This is a genomic window from Natronolimnobius sp. AArcel1 (genome assembly GCF_011043775.1).
Taxonomy (GTDB): Archaea; Halobacteriota; Halobacteria; order Halobacteriales; family Natrialbaceae; genus Natronolimnobius.
Window position 1 is genome coordinate 203,838 of the sequence record NZ_JAAKXY010000002.1, and the last position, 14,094, is coordinate 217,931.

General features: G+C 60.0%; 17 protein-coding genes and 1 riboswitch. Of the genes, 9 read left to right on the top strand and 8 right to left on the bottom strand.

Features of this window, described 5'->3' with window-relative positions; genetic code table 11:
* Window positions 1-44 precede the first annotated feature (44 nt).
* On the top strand, window positions 45-617 hold the full coding sequence (locus G6M89_RS05110) for a DUF2391 family protein (protein WP_165160725.1): 573 nt from the start codon (window positions 45-47) through the stop codon (window positions 615-617).
* A 13-nt stretch (window positions 618-630) separates the two neighbouring features.
* Here G6M89_RS05110 and G6M89_RS05115 read toward each other — a convergent pair whose 3' ends face one another.
* Window positions 631-894: a hypothetical protein gene (locus G6M89_RS05115; protein ID WP_165160726.1), complete on the bottom strand. Its 264-nt coding sequence runs from the start codon at window positions 892-894 to the stop codon at window positions 631-633.
* Window positions 895-1,005: 111 nt separating this feature from the next.
* Between G6M89_RS05115 and G6M89_RS05120 the strand changes: the two genes are divergently transcribed.
* The gene (locus G6M89_RS05120; RefSeq protein WP_165160727.1) at window positions 1,006-1,176 is read left to right on the top strand and encodes a hypothetical protein; all 171 of its coding nucleotides are present in this window, start codon (window positions 1,006-1,008) and stop codon (window positions 1,174-1,176) included.
* 3 nt (window positions 1,177-1,179) lie between these two features.
* Here G6M89_RS05120 and G6M89_RS05125 read toward each other — a convergent pair whose 3' ends face one another.
* A complete protein-coding gene (locus G6M89_RS05125; protein WP_165160728.1) occupies window positions 1,180-3,216 on the bottom strand; it encodes a long-chain fatty acid--CoA ligase in 2,037 nt (678 codons plus the stop codon).
* Between the two features lie 104 nt (window positions 3,217-3,320).
* Complete coding sequence (locus G6M89_RS05130) at window positions 3,321-4,238, bottom strand: MBL fold metallo-hydrolase (protein ID WP_165161301.1); 918 nt, start codon at window positions 4,236-4,238, stop codon at window positions 3,321-3,323.
* Between the two features lie 180 nt (window positions 4,239-4,418).
* On the opposite strand from G6M89_RS05130, the gene G6M89_RS05135 reads away from it, so the two are divergent.
* A complete protein-coding gene (locus tag G6M89_RS05135) occupies window positions 4,419-5,672 on the top strand; it encodes a HAMP domain-containing sensor histidine kinase (RefSeq protein ID WP_165160729.1) in 1,254 nt (417 codons plus the stop codon).
* A gap of 36 nt (window positions 5,673-5,708) precedes the next feature.
* Here the strand turns inward: G6M89_RS05135 and G6M89_RS05140 are convergent, their stop codons facing one another.
* On the bottom strand, window positions 5,709-6,611 hold the full coding sequence (locus tag G6M89_RS05140; protein ID WP_165160730.1) for a cation diffusion facilitator family transporter: 903 nt from the start codon (window positions 6,609-6,611) through the stop codon (window positions 5,709-5,711).
* A 119-nt stretch (window positions 6,612-6,730) separates the two neighbouring features.
* A riboswitch (Fluoride riboswitch) is annotated at window positions 6,731-6,819 on the top strand.
* A 3-nt stretch (window positions 6,820-6,822) separates the two neighbouring features.
* Between G6M89_RS05140 and G6M89_RS05145 the strand changes: the two genes are divergently transcribed.
* Both G6M89_RS05145 and G6M89_RS05150 read left to right on the top strand, forming a co-directional pair.
* On the top strand, window positions 6,823-7,248 hold the full coding sequence (locus G6M89_RS05145; protein WP_165161302.1) for a CrcB family protein: 426 nt from the start codon (window positions 6,823-6,825) through the stop codon (window positions 7,246-7,248).
* A complete protein-coding gene (locus G6M89_RS05150; protein WP_165160731.1) occupies window positions 7,245-7,646 on the top strand; it encodes a CrcB family protein in 402 nt (133 codons plus the stop codon). The genes G6M89_RS05145 and G6M89_RS05150 overlap by 4 nt, the downstream gene beginning before the upstream one ends.
* Here the strand turns inward: G6M89_RS05150 and G6M89_RS05155 are convergent, their stop codons facing one another.
* Genes G6M89_RS05155 through G6M89_RS05165 form a run of 3 tightly spaced genes read right to left on the bottom strand, consistent with a single transcriptional unit; the run spans window position 7,647 to window position 9,326 of the window.
* Window positions 7,647-8,081 carry a universal stress protein gene (locus G6M89_RS05155; protein WP_165160732.1) on the bottom strand — a complete coding sequence of 145 codons (435 nt, stop codon included), beginning with the start codon at window positions 8,079-8,081 and terminating at the stop codon, window positions 7,647-7,649. It lies immediately after the preceding gene.
* Between the two features lie 53 nt (window positions 8,082-8,134).
* Window positions 8,135-9,175, bottom strand: a complete 1,041-nt coding sequence (mgtE, locus tag G6M89_RS05160) for a magnesium transporter (protein WP_165160733.1) — start codon at window positions 9,173-9,175, stop codon at window positions 8,135-8,137.
* Window positions 9,162-9,326, bottom strand: a complete 165-nt coding sequence (locus tag G6M89_RS05165; protein WP_165160734.1) for a hypothetical protein — start codon at window positions 9,324-9,326, stop codon at window positions 9,162-9,164. The genes mgtE and G6M89_RS05165 overlap by 14 nt, the downstream gene beginning before the upstream one ends.
* Window positions 9,327-9,516: 190 nt before the next feature.
* On the opposite strand from G6M89_RS05165, the gene G6M89_RS05170 reads away from it, so the two are divergent.
* From G6M89_RS05170 to G6M89_RS05180, 3 genes are all read left to right on the top strand, one after another.
* Window positions 9,517-10,086 (top strand): magnesium transporter, encoded by a 570-nt coding sequence (locus tag G6M89_RS05170; protein WP_165160735.1) that lies wholly within the window; start codon window positions 9,517-9,519, stop codon window positions 10,084-10,086.
* Window positions 10,086-10,667 carry a magnesium transporter gene (locus G6M89_RS05175; protein WP_165160736.1) on the top strand — a complete coding sequence of 194 codons (582 nt, stop codon included), beginning with the start codon at window positions 10,086-10,088 and terminating at the stop codon, window positions 10,665-10,667. The genes G6M89_RS05170 and G6M89_RS05175 overlap by 1 nt, the downstream gene beginning before the upstream one ends.
* 184 nt (window positions 10,668-10,851) lie before the next feature.
* Window positions 10,852-11,070 carry a hypothetical protein gene (locus G6M89_RS05180; protein WP_165160531.1) on the top strand — a complete coding sequence of 73 codons (219 nt, stop codon included), beginning with the start codon at window positions 10,852-10,854 and terminating at the stop codon, window positions 11,068-11,070.
* 37 nt (window positions 11,071-11,107) lie between these two features.
* Here G6M89_RS05180 and G6M89_RS05185 read toward each other — a convergent pair whose 3' ends face one another.
* On the bottom strand, window positions 11,108-12,316 hold the full coding sequence (locus G6M89_RS05185; RefSeq protein ID WP_165160737.1) for a potassium channel family protein: 1,209 nt from the start codon (window positions 12,314-12,316) through the stop codon (window positions 11,108-11,110).
* Window positions 12,317-12,427: 111 nt separating this feature from the next.
* On the opposite strand from G6M89_RS05185, the gene serS reads away from it, so the two are divergent.
* On the top strand, window positions 12,428-13,807 hold the full coding sequence (gene serS / locus G6M89_RS05190; RefSeq protein ID WP_165160738.1) for a serine--tRNA ligase: 1,380 nt from the start codon (window positions 12,428-12,430) through the stop codon (window positions 13,805-13,807).
* The last annotated feature ends 287 nt before the right edge of the window (window positions 13,808-14,094 follow it).

Below are 14,094 nucleotides of genomic sequence, written 5' to 3' on the forward strand. Positions count from 1 at the left end.
GAGCGAAAAACGGCTTTTAAACAGATCAGTCAACGACGGTGCGTATGGCGCAGTCAGGCGACCCTGACCGAGAGCGGGCAACGATTGAGGACCTGTACGAACAACTCGAGACCTTAGAGCAGACAGTCGACGACGCAGACGAACAACGGGAGGTTCGTCGAACGAAGCGCCTTGCTGCGCGCCTCCCAGGTAACGGTACCGTCGGCCGAGTGATCACCGAATTTCGAGGCAAGGACAAGGCCGAAGCGTTCGTCGGCAGCGTCGTCATTGGGATGCCGTTGCTTGTCGAAGACGGAGTTCTCGAGATCGGCGAGTTTCTCGCGGCAACGCCAGCGTACTTCGGTGTGAACATCGCGCTCGCGGTTGCGCTGGTCGGTGGCATTCTCTACGTCGCCGACTTTCGCGACGTGCGGGTGACCAACCCCTACTTTGGCGTGATTCCGCGCCGTCCCGTCTGGGTGCTCGCTATTGCGTTCGTCACCGCAGCAGGGATGATGACGCTGTGGGGGCGTGTCACCTGGAGCGAGCCCTGGGTGGATCTCTGCCAGGTATCAGTGATCTTCACCGCGATGGCAATCGGTGGTTCGCTCGGGGACATTCTTCCCGGCGAGCACTGAATCGGCTTGGGCCTCACTCGAGGACAGCCCGCTCGTCGTCAGGGACGTGACAGTCGTCGTCGAGGACGACCTCGAGGCGGTCGTCGTCGATCAGGTGGTCGATCTGGTCATGAGTAAAGCGGCCGTCACAATCGGGGCCGATGAACGTCACGAATCGGTCGGTGCGTTCGACGACGGTTGCAAGTGAGTCACCAGTTCGGTAGTGATAGCGGACAGTCGTGCCAGGGAAGAGGGCAGCCTCGGTCGTCCGGGCATACGCAAAGCGGTGGCGGACCATAGCCGAGCACTCGCTGATGGCGGTATAGCTCTTGTGGAGACACCGCCTCGCCTCGAGACCCAAACTATGTGAACCCAACAGTCAACCGTGTCCCGGCCGGAGATGGACGTGATGACAGACCCAGACCGACTCGATCCATCCGACGATGACGACCCAGTTGACTCGTTCGTCGAAGACACCGTCGGCGCTGACGATCTCGTCGAAGGGCTCGTCGAAGGCCCACTCGAGATTTCAGAGACGCTAACGCCGGGAGATGACGAGTCGGACGAGGAAACGCGATAGTGCTTACCGGTCTTCGTCGTAAATGTGGTCGATTCGATCCGCGAATCGATCCATGATGACGCGCCGTTTCTTTTTCATCGTGGGCGTGAGCATCTCGTTTTCCTCGGTGAACTCCTGCGGCACGAGTTCAAAGCGCTTGATCTGCTCGTAGTCCTCGAAGTCCTCGTTCGCACGGTCGACTTCGTCGCGGACGTACTCGCGAACGCGCTCGTTGTCACACATCGCCTGTGGCTCGTCAGGCAGGTCGATGCCCTCGCTCTCGGCCCACGAGCGGATGTGGTCGGTGTTCGGTACGAGCAACGCGCCGACAAACTTCTCGTTGTCGCCGACGACCATCGCCTGCTCGATGATCTCGCTTGCGGCGAACTGATCCTCGAGCGGTGCGGGCGCGACGTTTTTGCCTGTCGAAAGGACGAGAATCTGTTTCGTCCGGTCGCGGAACTCGAGGTAGCCATCGGGTCGCTTGTGGACGATGTCGCCGGTTCGGAACCACTGGCCGGCAGTAGCGCCGTCGGCGTCCATCCGTTCGGTGGGTTCATCGCTGTCGGCGTCAGCGCCGGCATCGGTGGTCTCGGGGACGGTGTCGGTGAACGCCCGATCCGTCGCGCCGGGTTTGTTCCAGTAGCCGCGGGTCACGTTCGGTCCCTTCACGAGGAGTTCGCCCACTTCGCCGGCATCGTCTTCGAACGCCGACTGATCGGCAGCGGTTTCGTCGATCGCGATATCGACGTCGACGACCGGCGGTCCAATCGTCCCGATTTTCGGCGCTTCGGGTGGGTTGACGGTAATCACAGGGGCAGTTTCCGTCAGTCCGTAGCCCTCGTAGATCGGCAGTCCCATCGCGTGATAAAGTGCACAGAGTTCCGCCGAGAGGCTGCCGCCGCCGCTAATCAGCAGTTCAATTTCACCACCGAGTGCTTCCCGAACGGTCGAGAAGACGAGTTTGTCCGCGAGCGCGCGCTTGGCGTTCAAAATTGCACCCGGGTCATCGGCCTGATGATGTTTGACGCCGACATCGGTTGCCCACTCGAAGATCCGCTGTTTGGCCCCTGACTCGCTTGCTTTCTCTCGAATTCCGTCGTAAATCTTCTCGTAAACCCGTGGCACGCTCGTCGCCGTCGATGGCTGGACGAGGCTGAAATCCTCCTGTAAGGTATCCGGGCTCTCGGCGTAAGCAACACAGCCTCCAGCCGCAAACATGACGAAATGCCCAGCCGTTCGCTCGAAGACGTGTGCCAGTGGCAGATACGACACCGACTGCGACGCTGCATCCAGAACCGGAACATCGTCGCTTCTGTCCGGTCGCGGGCCGAATCGCTTGCGGATTTGATTGACATTCGCCCGGAAGTTCCGATGAGTGAGCTGGACGCCCTTTGGCTTGCCCGTCGTCCCGCTCGTGTAGATCAGACTCGCCAGATCGTCCATCGCCGGCGCATCAACCCACGTCTGGTAGGTCTCGAGGTCGAACGTCTCCTCGCCACGGTCGTAGACCTCAGCGAGCGTCAGCACGTCCTCGCGGTCCGTAACCTCGCCCTCGAGCGTGTCCATCGAGACGATGAACTCGAGGTCGAGATCGTCTTCGACTTCGAGGACGGTCTCGAGGCGTTGCTGGTCTTCGACGATGACGGCCGAGGCGTTCGGGTCGTCGAGGAGATAGTCGACTTTCGAGGGAGACGAATCGGCGTAGACCGTCGTCACGACCGCGCCAGCACTGAGTAACGCAAAGTCACAGTGGGCCCACTCCATGCGGGTGTTCGAAAAGATACCAACCCGATCACCGCGCTCGATGCCGAGGTCGCGGAATCCGGCCGCGAGCATGCGGACGATATCGCGCATCTCGGCATACGAGAGCGGGCGAAACTCACCTGGCGCTGCGGCAGGGATAACCGAATCGGTCAGTGACCGGTCCGAGACGCCGCCTTTGTACTTCTGGGCCGGACGGTTGGCGTGTCGCTCTGCAGTGTCCTCGAATAGCCGTCCGAGGGTCGTCTCGCCGATTACTTCGTCCTCGTACTCGCGTTCGGCGTCCAACCAGTTCATATGCGTGTGTGACAACCTCCCGTGCGATAAAACATGATGAAACTACAGTCATCGACGGACGTGTTTATTCGGGAGTGTCCAGAATGCATCGCTCAGCGTATCGCTTACTCCTCGAGTGCGTCGAGAACCCCACGCGCGTTCATTGTGGCTTCGGCGCGCGCTTTGCGTTCGCCCCAGACATCGATGAGGTCGGCGTCAGCCGAGTCAGCCGCATCTGCAATGACAGTCTCGTCCTCGAGTTCCTCGCGGGCATCACTGACTGACGCAACCCACGCAGTGAGGGTCTCCGCGTACGTCTTGAGGGCTTCCTCGAGAGTGTCGCTTACGTCGCGCGGGCCGAAGTGGGTGTAGAGCAAGACGTCAGGATCGATCTCGGCAATCGTCTCGAGGTCAGCCAGACAGCCCTCGAGGTCGAAATCGGAGGGTGGCGAGGTCTCGACGATCCGCTCGAGCGGAGGCACCCAGATCCCCGCGGCATCGCCCGTAAACACCGCGTTGTTTTCGGGGTCCTCGAAGACGACCTGATGGAACGCGTGACCAGGCGCCCTGTGGGCGCGCAGTTCGTGATTCCCAAGGTCGACCGTATCGCCGTCCTCGAGTTCGACGATTCGGTCTTCGTCGATCGGTTTGGGCTCGACGTAGAACTCCCACTGGTCGCCGACGGCGGCTTTCGTTCCGGCGACGAGACGACCAGGATCGGCCAGCAAACTCGCACCGGCTGCGGGGACGTAGACCGACGCGTGTGGACACGCCTCGGCGAGAAAGCCAGCCCCACCGGCGTGATCCAAGTGGATGTGCGTGACGGCAATCGCCGCGAGTTCCTCACGGTCGATTCCGACCTCGGCGAGCGCCTCAAGGAGCAATTCGTGGTTAGTGCCGAGTCCAGTCTCGATGATTGCTGGCTGGTCGGCATCGAGGATGTACGCGGCCCCGTAGCCAGGCGTGTCGTACATTCCGGTATCGAGATAGTACAGGTCCGAACAGTCGCCGGTCGTGACTTTGCGGACGGTACCAACATCCATGTCCATACGGCTAGGGCATCCTCGAACCCGATAAAAACACCTGCCGCATGCGGTCATCGCCATAGCTGGCAGACATCCTCGAGTCAGACGGTCAGAATACTGTCGATAGCAACCCATGAAGATTTTTAGTCCCCCACTCCAGTTGTAGATTAGAACAGTCGCTGTGTGATCAACGTTCGCATGAAACGCAAGATACGCCACTGGCTTCGAACACAGGCCCACTCGCCCCGAATCGTAATCGGGTTCAGTCTCCTTTCGGGGCTGGCGCTGATCGGCTGGTGGCTTCGCTTTCTCTCACCGGCAGACGTGCCGGCGCTTCTGTTAACGCTTGGAACCGTTGGGATGCCGACGCTCGGACTCGCTTGGAGTGGCTACCGCCTCGAGCAAAGCGATATCGCGTCCGATCGCTACGTCCGCCCGGTCGCCTGGTGTCTTGGCGGGGCAGTCGGCTTACTTGCTGTTGCGCTCCCGACGATGCTCATTTTCCCCTGGCACGATCCCGTCGTCGCAATTGCCTGGACACACTTTGCGGTCACTGCAGGCGCTATCGGCGGCTTTGCCGTTGGCTACGTCGAAGCACGCGCCGTCCAGCGCGAAGTCGACGCAACGGCCGCAGCGGTGCGGGCCGATCAACTGGCCGAGGAACGACAGGTGCTTGCGTATCTGAACGACCTGCTCCGACATGAGGTCTTAAACAGTGCGCAGATCATCGGCGGACACGCATCGCTGTTACTCGAAGAGCCACCGACACCGAGCCGAAAGCGCCGCCTTGAAACGATCGACAGCGAGACCGAGTCCCTGCAGGCTGTGATCGATGACGTTCGCGTGATGCTCGATGCGAACGCACGGACGAACCAGCCAGCCGTCGTCGATCTCTCAACATTGCTTGTCGAGACAGTGACGATGGTCCAGACAGAGTACACCGTCGACATCGACACGACGATTCCTGCCTCAATCACCGTCGACGGCAACGACGGGCTCAAACGCATCTTCATGAACGTCCTCGAGAACGCGATCGAACACAACGACAACGAGTGCCCGCACGTCGAACTCACCGTCGAGACAACGTCCGAAACAGTCACTGTCACCATTGCTGATGATGGACCGGGCATCCCACAAGACGAGCGAGCAACACTGTTCGACCGAAAGTCAAGTAATCACGGCCTTGGTCTCTATCTCGTTCGCATTCTGGTGACCAGATACGGCGGCGCTGTCGATCTCGTCGAAACCGGACCCGAGGGGAGTGTCTTTGCGATTACGCTGCCTCGAGCCTCCTCACAGCGCCGCCAGGACACGAACGAGCGGGAAATAGGACCGACGGGACAGCACTCCTCAGAAAACGCGCGCGAACAGCGAGATTGCAGTCGAAATCGACACCACGGACCGACCCGCGAGTCTCCTTCATCCGTCGTCTCGACAGCCTCACTTCAGTAGCGACGGCTCATGGACAGTCGTTTAGCAGAATTGTCGTTAGTCATCAGGCCGCTCTTTCCACTCGCCGATACCCGAGGGATCGAGATGGACGTGTGCGTCACCGACATCCTCGATCGCTCGCAATTGATCGACAAGGTCGGATTCGATATCGTGAGCCTGACGAAACGGCATGTTGCCATCGACTTCGACGTGGACTTCCACCTCGAGGACGGTGCCATCGTAGAAGACCGTCAGATCGTGAACACCCTCGACAGCAGGGTGATCGCGCAGGGTTCGGGTGATCTCCGTGCGCTTCTCGGAGCTCGCCGCAGCGCCGACGAGGTAGGTAACGTTCTCGCGGCCGATTTTGATGCCCTGATAGATGACGAGCAGACTGACGAGCCCGCCGGCAATGGGGTCAAGTATCGGCACGTTCAGCAGGACGCCGAGGACGCCGACGGTGGCGGCGATCGAGGTGTAGATGTCGTTGAGACAGTCCGCCGCGAGCGCGGAGAGGGCAGTTGACCCGATATCGGCGTTGACGTACTCTGTGTATCGGTAAACGAGATACATATCGACTATCGCGAACGCCAGTGCGCCGAGCAAAAGCGGCGTCGCGTCAGGTGGATCGAGTTCGACGAGTCCCTGCAGGGATTCAACGAGCAGGATCAGTCCGAGGACAGCAATAACACTCCCGACAAACAGCGCCGTGAGGGGTTCGATCCGGTCGTGCCCGTGGGGGTGTGTATCATCCGGTTCGTCGAAGGAACTGCGACCCCAGACGAGGACGACAACGCTTGCGACCAGATCCGCAATCGAGTGCGCCGCGTCTGCGAGCAGGGCTACGCTGCCGAAGGCCAACCCCGCCGCCCCTTCGACGATAATCTTGACCGTATTCCCGAGGACATTCGCCCATGAAGCGCGAACAAACCCGCGTCTGCCGGTCGCCGAGTCGGCCATACCTGGTTTAGACCCAGTCTAAACTTGGATCTTTCCCTCCGGCCGTCGTGTGTGAGTCGTCCACGCAGTTCGTCCCTCCTTCCGAAATTCTCATATGTCCACTCTGAGAACGCTCGAGCAGACTTACGGGCGATGGGGCCCGCCTGACTCAACTGCCGCTCTCGGCGACCGACACCCCTCGAGGGCGGCTGACGGTCCCTGCCTCCAACCCATGGCAGCATCCCCATCCCATCCACTCGTCCGACTCGAGACGCTTGCACTGATCGCTATCGGCGGCTTCGTCGGGGCGAACCTCCGGTTTCTCGCACTCGGCGCGCTCTCGGATATACAGGCTGTCTTGCTCGTCAACGTCGTCGGCAGTTTCACACTCGGCCTGTTCGCCTACGAAGCCGAGTATGTCGACATCCTCTCGCGAAAATCGCGGCTCGTCTTTACGACCGGCGTTCTCTCCTCGCTGACGACCTACAGCACGTTTGCAATCCAGACTGCAATCGACGCCGGCCCCGCCGAGCCGCTGTTGCTCGTCGGCATCGTCGCCGGCAACTACGGACTCGGCTTTACCGGCGTTCTCGCGAGTCGAACAGTTGTTCGATGGCTCACCACGGGACCACACCCGACAGGCGGTGAGACTGCATGAGTGGTCTCCTCGAGTCGGCCGCGACTCTCTTCATCGGATTCGAACTCGAGCCAGCCCACCTCGTCGGAATCGGGGGCGCAATTGGGGCCGTCTTGCGCCATCTGGTCTATCTGCAGGTCTCGAGTGAGCGGTTCCCGTGGCCGACGCTCGCGGTGAACGTGATCGGCAGTTTCGTCTTCGCGCTCGCGATTTTCGCTGGTGCGGGCGAGTCGACGATTCAGTTAGTTGGGATCGGTGCCTGTGGTGCGTTTACGACGTTTTCATCGTTTTCCGTCGAAACGGTGCAACTCTGGGAGCGCGGTGATCGGCGGCTCGCTGTTGTAAACGCAGCCGGTAATTTGGGTCTCTCGCTCGTCGGGATTACCCTCGCGTGGGGACTGCTCGCGCTTGTCGGCTGATCATGCCTCGGGCCTAACCACTGTGACCGGAACGGCCGACCGACGCACGACCGTCTCTGCAACACTACCAAGCAGGAATCGCGCGAGTCCGTCGCGGCCGTGGCTACCGATCACGATCTGTGAACAGTCGTGGTCGTCCGCATACGAAACAATCGTCCGCGCCGGATCGCCTGCCTCGAGTGCCGTCTCGACGGTCACGCCGTCTGGTATCGACTCTGCGGTTGCCTCGAGGATGGCCTCACCGCGGTCGCGCTCGTTCGAGAACTCGTCATCGCCCGTGTAGCCCGGATAGGACTGCCGGCGGCTGTAATCGACCATTGGATTCATCACGTACAGTAGCGTCAGCGTCACGTCTGGGAACTGCTCTCGGGCGTACTCGAGGGCGTGTTCTGCGGCCGGCGAGCCGTCGACTGGAACGAGAACGGAATTGGACATAGAGCTACCATCGTGTTCGACAGCAAAAAAGGATCACTGCGTTCGGCCTGTTGCTACAGCAACTCGCCCAGCAACACGGATGCGAGTCCGAAGTAGATCAACAGCGCCGTCACGTCTTTGACGGTCGTAATCAGTGGATCGGACGCCGCAGCAGGGTCGAAGCCGAGTTTGTTCATCACCCACGGGATAACGTAGCCGACGACCGACGCGACGACACAGACGGCGACGAGGCCGACGAAGACGACGATTGCGAGTTCGGTCGCAAATGGCTCGTTCATCTGCCAGACGTAGGCGGCACCGGCACCAATCGAACCGATGATGAGACCGATCAGCAAGCCAATGAGTCCTTCGCGTGCGAAGTACTTCATCGCGTTTCGGTCGTCAATCTGGCCAAGCGCCAATCCACGGACGAAAATCGTCGACGCCTGCGTCCCGACGTTGCCGCCCATGTCCATGATCACTGGCACGAAAAAGGCGAGCGCGACGACGCCCTCGAGCGTTTCCTCGTGGAAGTCGATGACGCCACCGGCAAGTAACCCGCCCGCGAGGGCGACGATCAGCCACGGAAGCCTGAGTCTGAGAATGCGCGGAATCGAGGACTCGAGGATTGCCGAACTGCGAGATTCCTCGACATCAGCAAACGAAAAGCCGGCGCTCTTGAGTATGTCTTCGGTGGCTTCTTCCTCGACAACGTCGATCATGTCGTCGGTTCGAAGCACACCGACGAGGTAGCCGTCGTCGTCAACGACCGGCAGTGCCGGGAAATCCCGATCAGCCATTTCGTTGGCCGCCAACTCGGGGTCGGCATCTGCGTTGATCGTGACGAGGTCGGTTATCATGTGATCCTCGACGACATCGTCCTCCGGCGCGTTGAGCAATTCCCGGAGAGACATGACACCGACGAGTCGGCCGGCGTTATCGGTGACGTACAGGTAATAAACAGTTGTTTCGTCGTCGAGCGGTTCGAACCGACGGAACTCGTCGATCGCCATCTCAACGAACGTATCTTGCGTGACCGCAACGTACTCGTCGTCAGTCACCTCGCCAACGCGATCCGCGTGAAACTCGAGGTCGCGGTCGCTAGCAGCCCCCATACACCTCACCCCGGCTGTGTGAGCGAATGACGCCGGCAAACTCGCCCTCGAGAAGATCGAGCACTACTTCCTCGAGCGTCGGCAATCGATCGCGTGCGTCGTTGATGGTGGTATCGGTACGTAGTGGACTGCTGTGGTTAGTATTCAGCATACACAGCGCAATGTTTAGCCCCTTCTAAAAATACTTCCCCTTTGGTACTAACAACGAATTTAATTGCCATGGGTGAGATAACCATGTCAAATTGAATCATGGTGAGTGCACAATGAAACCGAAAGACGACGACGCCGATATCGGTGGACACGACCCATACGTTTAACAGGCAACTGAGTGATTCACTGGTATGAGCGTTCGGGGCGACGTGTGGTCGATCTATCGTGAGGCACTCCCAGTGCTAGTGATCGCACTCGGGGGCGGACTGTTCGCTGGACTCGTCCTCGAGAGCATTCTCGAGAGCGTCGAACGGTTTCCGGGCTTACTCGTAATGGTGCCCGTTTTCCTTGCTACCCGGGGCAACGTCTATGGCGCACTCGGTGGTCGGATCTCGAGTGGGCTGCACCAGGGGTTGATCGAACCGCGATTTCAGCGGGACGAACGACTGGTCAATGCCGTGGTAGCATCGTTTATCAACGGGATCGGGATCTCGATTGTCATCGGCGTCCTCACCTGGATTGCACTGCTCGCAATCGGCTGGGAAGTCGCTGCGCTGTATGAACTCGTCGGGATCATGCTCATCGCAGGGCTGCTCACCTCGGTGATCCTCATCTTTGGGCTGCTCGTCCTGATTTTCGCGGGCTACAAGCGCGGCTACGATCCGGACAATCTCGTTGGCCCTATCGTGACGACACTCGGTGACATCTTCGGCATGCTGTTCATGCTGTTCTCGATTGGCTTCGTGGAGGTGCTCGTCTAATGGTCGTCCCACAGGGTTCGCTCGGGACGTGGAACTGGAAGTCAATCGTCGGCAATATGTTCCCACTGCTGGTCGTCCTCTCGATTATCGTCCTCTGGGCCGGCATCACGCTCGAGGACGCCGAAGAGATGTTAGAGGAGTTCGCGATTCTCGCCGTCATGGTGCCGACGATGGTCGACATGGGCGGGAATCTGGGTGCGATTTTGAGTTCCCGGCTCTCGACTCGCTTCCACCTCGGGACCACGGAACTCGATCCGACGGATCGGGTGCTGTGGGCGAACGTCGTCGCCATCCTGGCGCTCGCGGCAACGATCTTCACCGCACTCGCTGTCGGCGCGTACACACTCGGCGTCGTGCTGTTCGATACCCCGATCGCGTTTGGCGAGTTGCTGCTCATCTCGCTCGTCAGCGGGATGTCTGTCGCCGTAATCGCGATCATCTTCAGTTTCGCAGCCACCTATGGCTCCTACCGCTTGGGGATCGACCCCGACGACACGACGATCCCAATCGTCACCAACGTCGTCGACGTCTTCGGGATGGTCATCTTCATCGGCGTCTCTGCAGCTGTCCTCAATTTCTGAGATCGAGAGATTCGACGTCTGTGAGGTCACGTTGTGAGAGCGTCAGCGCCGCGTCTGTCGGGCGTCTGACTGAGTTTCAAGTACAATGGCGTGGCCGTCGTGATATGGTACGCATTCGGAATTGGCTTGCGACTCACTCCACCGGAACCCCCCACCGGCCATGGCACGTATGGCAGGCACACCGATGACCGCAACACTGACTATCGCCGTTTCGATGGCACTGACGCTCGTGCAACTTCGCCACAGTATCCGTATCGGCACTCGAGAACACGTCCCCGTGAGCGCACACGTTGGTGCTCGCGTGCGGATGCTCGTCCCGCTTTCGCTCGCCGTCATCATCGTTGCCCTTGCAACGGTTGGCTACCTCGAACTCGTTGGGACGTTGCTCGCTTTGCTCGAGTAACCAACGAGAAGAACACAGGAACGCTACGTCTGACGGACTACGCTTCCGAAAGGTCGGCAAACGCGGTCGCAGCCGTTCGTGTTCCCTTGGCGATCAACACGTCACCACGTCGGATCTCGGCATTGGCATCGCCGACGAGTAACCAACCCTCCTCAGGACGTCGAATTGCGATCACCGACATCGTCGTCTCCGTATCCGGAACGCCGCCAACAATCGCAGCGCCATCGAGATCGCTGTCCGGTTCGATTGCGACGCGCGTGATGATTTCGTCACTTTCCTCGACTGCCATCTGAACGACTGGGTGAACATCGATTTCGCGCAGGACACCCTCGCTAATGTCGATTGCCGCATCGCTGATGACCTCCGTTGCACTGCCCAGGTGGATTAGTCCACGGAGCACGACCGGGTCGGGCGCATCCGCCGCCGCTCGCAAGGTCCACGCCTCAAAACGCGACTCGAGGGCGTCCACTTCGACCTCGAGATTGCGAACTTCTTCAGCCAGTGGCTCGCTGTCGAACAGAACTGCGCTGTAGGCGAGGTCGACCGCCAGTTCCGAGAGATTCTTCATATGGACGATCGTATCGACCGCGCGCTCGAGGTCCTCGATATCCGGTGTCTCGACGGAGGGGGCCTCGTAGGGATCACCGGTCAGCGTCTCGTAGACCTCGCTGATCGAGACGTCCGGACCGCGAAGCAATGCCACGTCGTCCGTCCGAATCGCCGTCTCCGGACCGGGGTTTAACAGCCACTCATCGCCACGCCGCAAGGCGATAACGCGCACGCCAGTTTCTGACTCGAGGTCAATCTCCGCAAGCGTTTGGTCGACGTATTCCGAATCACCCACGACGACCCCGCGGACGAGCGTCTCGACGGCTTCTGGCAGCGCTGCACGCATCGCTTCGGGGAGACCGATATCCTCGAGAACGACTTTCGCAATATCCCCGGCCGCGTCGCTGATATCATCAGCAGCTGTAACGATTCCGAGGACCGGAGCGAGTTGCTCGGCGTCGTCCGGACTGCGCGTCGCCATCATCAGGCCCATCCGCGCGCGCATCTCGAGTTCGTCCATGCGCCCCTCGAGACGAAGCACCTCGCGAGCAATCTCCTCGCTCGAGTGCAACACAGCAGAGTACGACAGGTCAATCAACAACTCTGCCGTATCTTTCATCTCGACGAGCACGTCTTTGACGTTAACGGGCTCGTACCTGATCGGTTCCGACGGTGCTTCGCCCTCGAGCGGGTCCATACGAACCACACTTTCCCCGACACGAAAAAACATTTCCTGCCACTGCCCCGTGCTTTCACTCGCAGTCACCTTCCGATACGGTTTTGGACGGCCGTACTGAAGCCTCGGGCAATGCTTGATCGGACCTACGTACGCGAAAATGCCGACGAGGTACGCGACGCACTGGACAATCGGGGTGCCGACGTCGACCTCGATGATCTTCTCGAGATCGACGAACGCTGGCGCGAGTTGAAAGCCCGTGGCGACGAACTGCGCCACGAGCGTAACGAAGTCACCAAACAAATCGGCACACTCGTCGCCGAAGGCAAACAAGAGGAAAAAGACGAAGCAATCGCCCAATCGCGCGACCTGAAAGACGAGATCGAAGAAATCGAAGACGAAGCCGCCGAGCTTCAGGACGAACTCCAAGACCGCATGCTCGAGGTCCCACAGATCCCTCACGAGAGCGTCCCACTCGGCGTAGATGAGCGCCACAACGTCGAGGACCGACGCTGGGGCTTCGACGACCTGCGTGACGTGCCCAACGACGTAACGCCACACTACGAACTCGGCGAGGAGATGGACATTATCGACGAAGAACGCGCCGCCAAGACCACCGGCTCCGGCTACTACTTCCTCAAAGGCGACGGCGCACGACTCGAGCACGCCCTCATCCAGTTCATGATGGATATTCACCGTGAGCAGGACTACGTTGATGTCTTCCCGCCAGTGCCCGTCAAAAGTGCCTCGATGCGAGGGACGGGCCAGTTCCCTAAGTTCGCTGACGACGCCTACCGCCTCGGTGGCAGCAACGACGAGGAGTTCGACGACGAGGACCTCTGGCTCTGCCCGACGGCAGAGGTGCCCGTCACCAACATGTACGCCAACGAGATTCTCCTCACAGACGACCTCCCACTCAAGCATCAAGCCTACACGCCAAACTTCCGGCGCGAGGCCGGCGAACACGGCACCGAAACACGGGGCATCGTCCGCGTCCACCAGTTCAACAAAGTCGAGTTGGTGAATTTCGTCGAACCCGACGAAAGCTACGACCGACTCGAGAGCCTGCTCGAGGAAGCCGAAGTCGTCCTGCAGGAACTCGGCCTTCCCTACCGCATTCTCGAACTCTGTACCGGCGACCTGACCTTTGCGTCGGCCAAAACCTACGATATCGAGGTCTGGGCCCCCGGCGACGACATGGACGACGGTCCCGACGAAGGCGGGCGCTGGCTCGAGGTCTCCTCGGCGTCGAACTTTGAGGACTTCCAGGCGCGGCGTGCCGGCCTGCGCTACCGTCCGGAGCGCCACGAATCCGCAGAGTATCTGCACACCCTGAACGCATCGGGGCTTGCGATCCCGCGCGTGATGGTCGCCATCCTCGAGTACTACCAGAACGAAGATGGCACCGTCACCATCCCCGAAGCCCTCCAACCCTACATGGGCGACCAAGAGGTCATCGAGGGCCACGAGAAAGTCGGCGAAGCGGCACTGGGTGCAGGCGAACGCGAATAGCTACCTGACAGGTTTTGTAGACTGTCTGTTCTCGAGAACGACCACCGTTTTGCTCGGACGCATCGTCAGAGACGACTCGACTCATACTCGAGTAAAACACTCTCTCGAGTCCGTGAGTGTTAGCTCTTACAGATGGTCTCTTGAAGATGAGATACTGTGTGTACTGATAGTCGGGTTTCCTTCGGATAGCATTATGTGTCACAGTGGAATCAGTCAACCTGCAGGCCACGCGCCGGGGCTTGCAATACACGTGAACGTATCGTCGATGGCTGACCTGATTCACCAGC

Excerpts from the sequence above, each read along its gene's own strand:
- mgtE (WP_165160733.1), bottom strand. The coding sequence starts at position 9,175 with ATGGGGGCTGCTAGCGACCGCGACCTCGAGTTTCACGCGGATCGCGTT.
- G6M89_RS05130 (WP_165161301.1), bottom strand. The coding sequence starts at position 4,238 with ATGGATGTTGGTACCGTCCGCAAAGTCACGACCGGCGACTGTTCGGAC.
- G6M89_RS05145 (WP_165161302.1), top strand. The coding sequence starts at position 6,823 with ATGGCAGCATCCCCATCCCATCCACTCGTCCGACTCGAGACGCTTGCA.
- G6M89_RS05165 (WP_165160734.1), bottom strand. The coding sequence starts at position 9,326 with ATGCTGAATACTAACCACAGCAGTCCACTACGTACCGATACCACCATC.
- G6M89_RS05185 (WP_165160737.1), bottom strand. The coding sequence starts at position 12,316 with ATGGACCCGCTCGAGGGCGAAGCACCGTCGGAACCGATCAGGTACGAG.
- serS (WP_165160738.1), top strand. The coding sequence starts at position 12,428 with ATGCTTGATCGGACCTACGTACGCGAAAATGCCGACGAGGTACGCGAC.
- G6M89_RS05135 (WP_165160729.1), top strand. The coding sequence starts at position 4,419 with ATGAAACGCAAGATACGCCACTGGCTTCGAACACAGGCCCACTCGCCC.
- G6M89_RS05115 (WP_165160726.1), bottom strand. The coding sequence starts at position 894 with ATGGTCCGCCACCGCTTTGCGTATGCCCGGACGACCGAGGCTGCCCTC.
- G6M89_RS05140 (WP_165160730.1), bottom strand. The coding sequence starts at position 6,611 with ATGGCCGACTCGGCGACCGGCAGACGCGGGTTTGTTCGCGCTTCATGG.
- G6M89_RS05175 (WP_165160736.1), top strand. The coding sequence starts at position 10,086 with ATGGTCGTCCCACAGGGTTCGCTCGGGACGTGGAACTGGAAGTCAATC.
- G6M89_RS05180 (WP_165160531.1), top strand. The coding sequence starts at position 10,852 with ATGACCGCAACACTGACTATCGCCGTTTCGATGGCACTGACGCTCGTG.
- G6M89_RS05150 (WP_165160731.1), top strand. The coding sequence starts at position 7,245 with ATGAGTGGTCTCCTCGAGTCGGCCGCGACTCTCTTCATCGGATTCGAA.
- G6M89_RS05155 (WP_165160732.1), bottom strand. The coding sequence starts at position 8,081 with ATGTCCAATTCCGTTCTCGTTCCAGTCGACGGCTCGCCGGCCGCAGAA.
- G6M89_RS05125 (WP_165160728.1), bottom strand. The coding sequence starts at position 3,216 with ATGAACTGGTTGGACGCCGAACGCGAGTACGAGGACGAAGTAATCGGC.
- G6M89_RS05120 (WP_165160727.1), top strand. The coding sequence starts at position 1,006 with ATGACAGACCCAGACCGACTCGATCCATCCGACGATGACGACCCAGTT.
- G6M89_RS05170 (WP_165160735.1), top strand. The coding sequence starts at position 9,517 with ATGAGCGTTCGGGGCGACGTGTGGTCGATCTATCGTGAGGCACTCCCA.
- G6M89_RS05110 (WP_165160725.1), top strand. The coding sequence starts at position 45 with ATGGCGCAGTCAGGCGACCCTGACCGAGAGCGGGCAACGATTGAGGAC.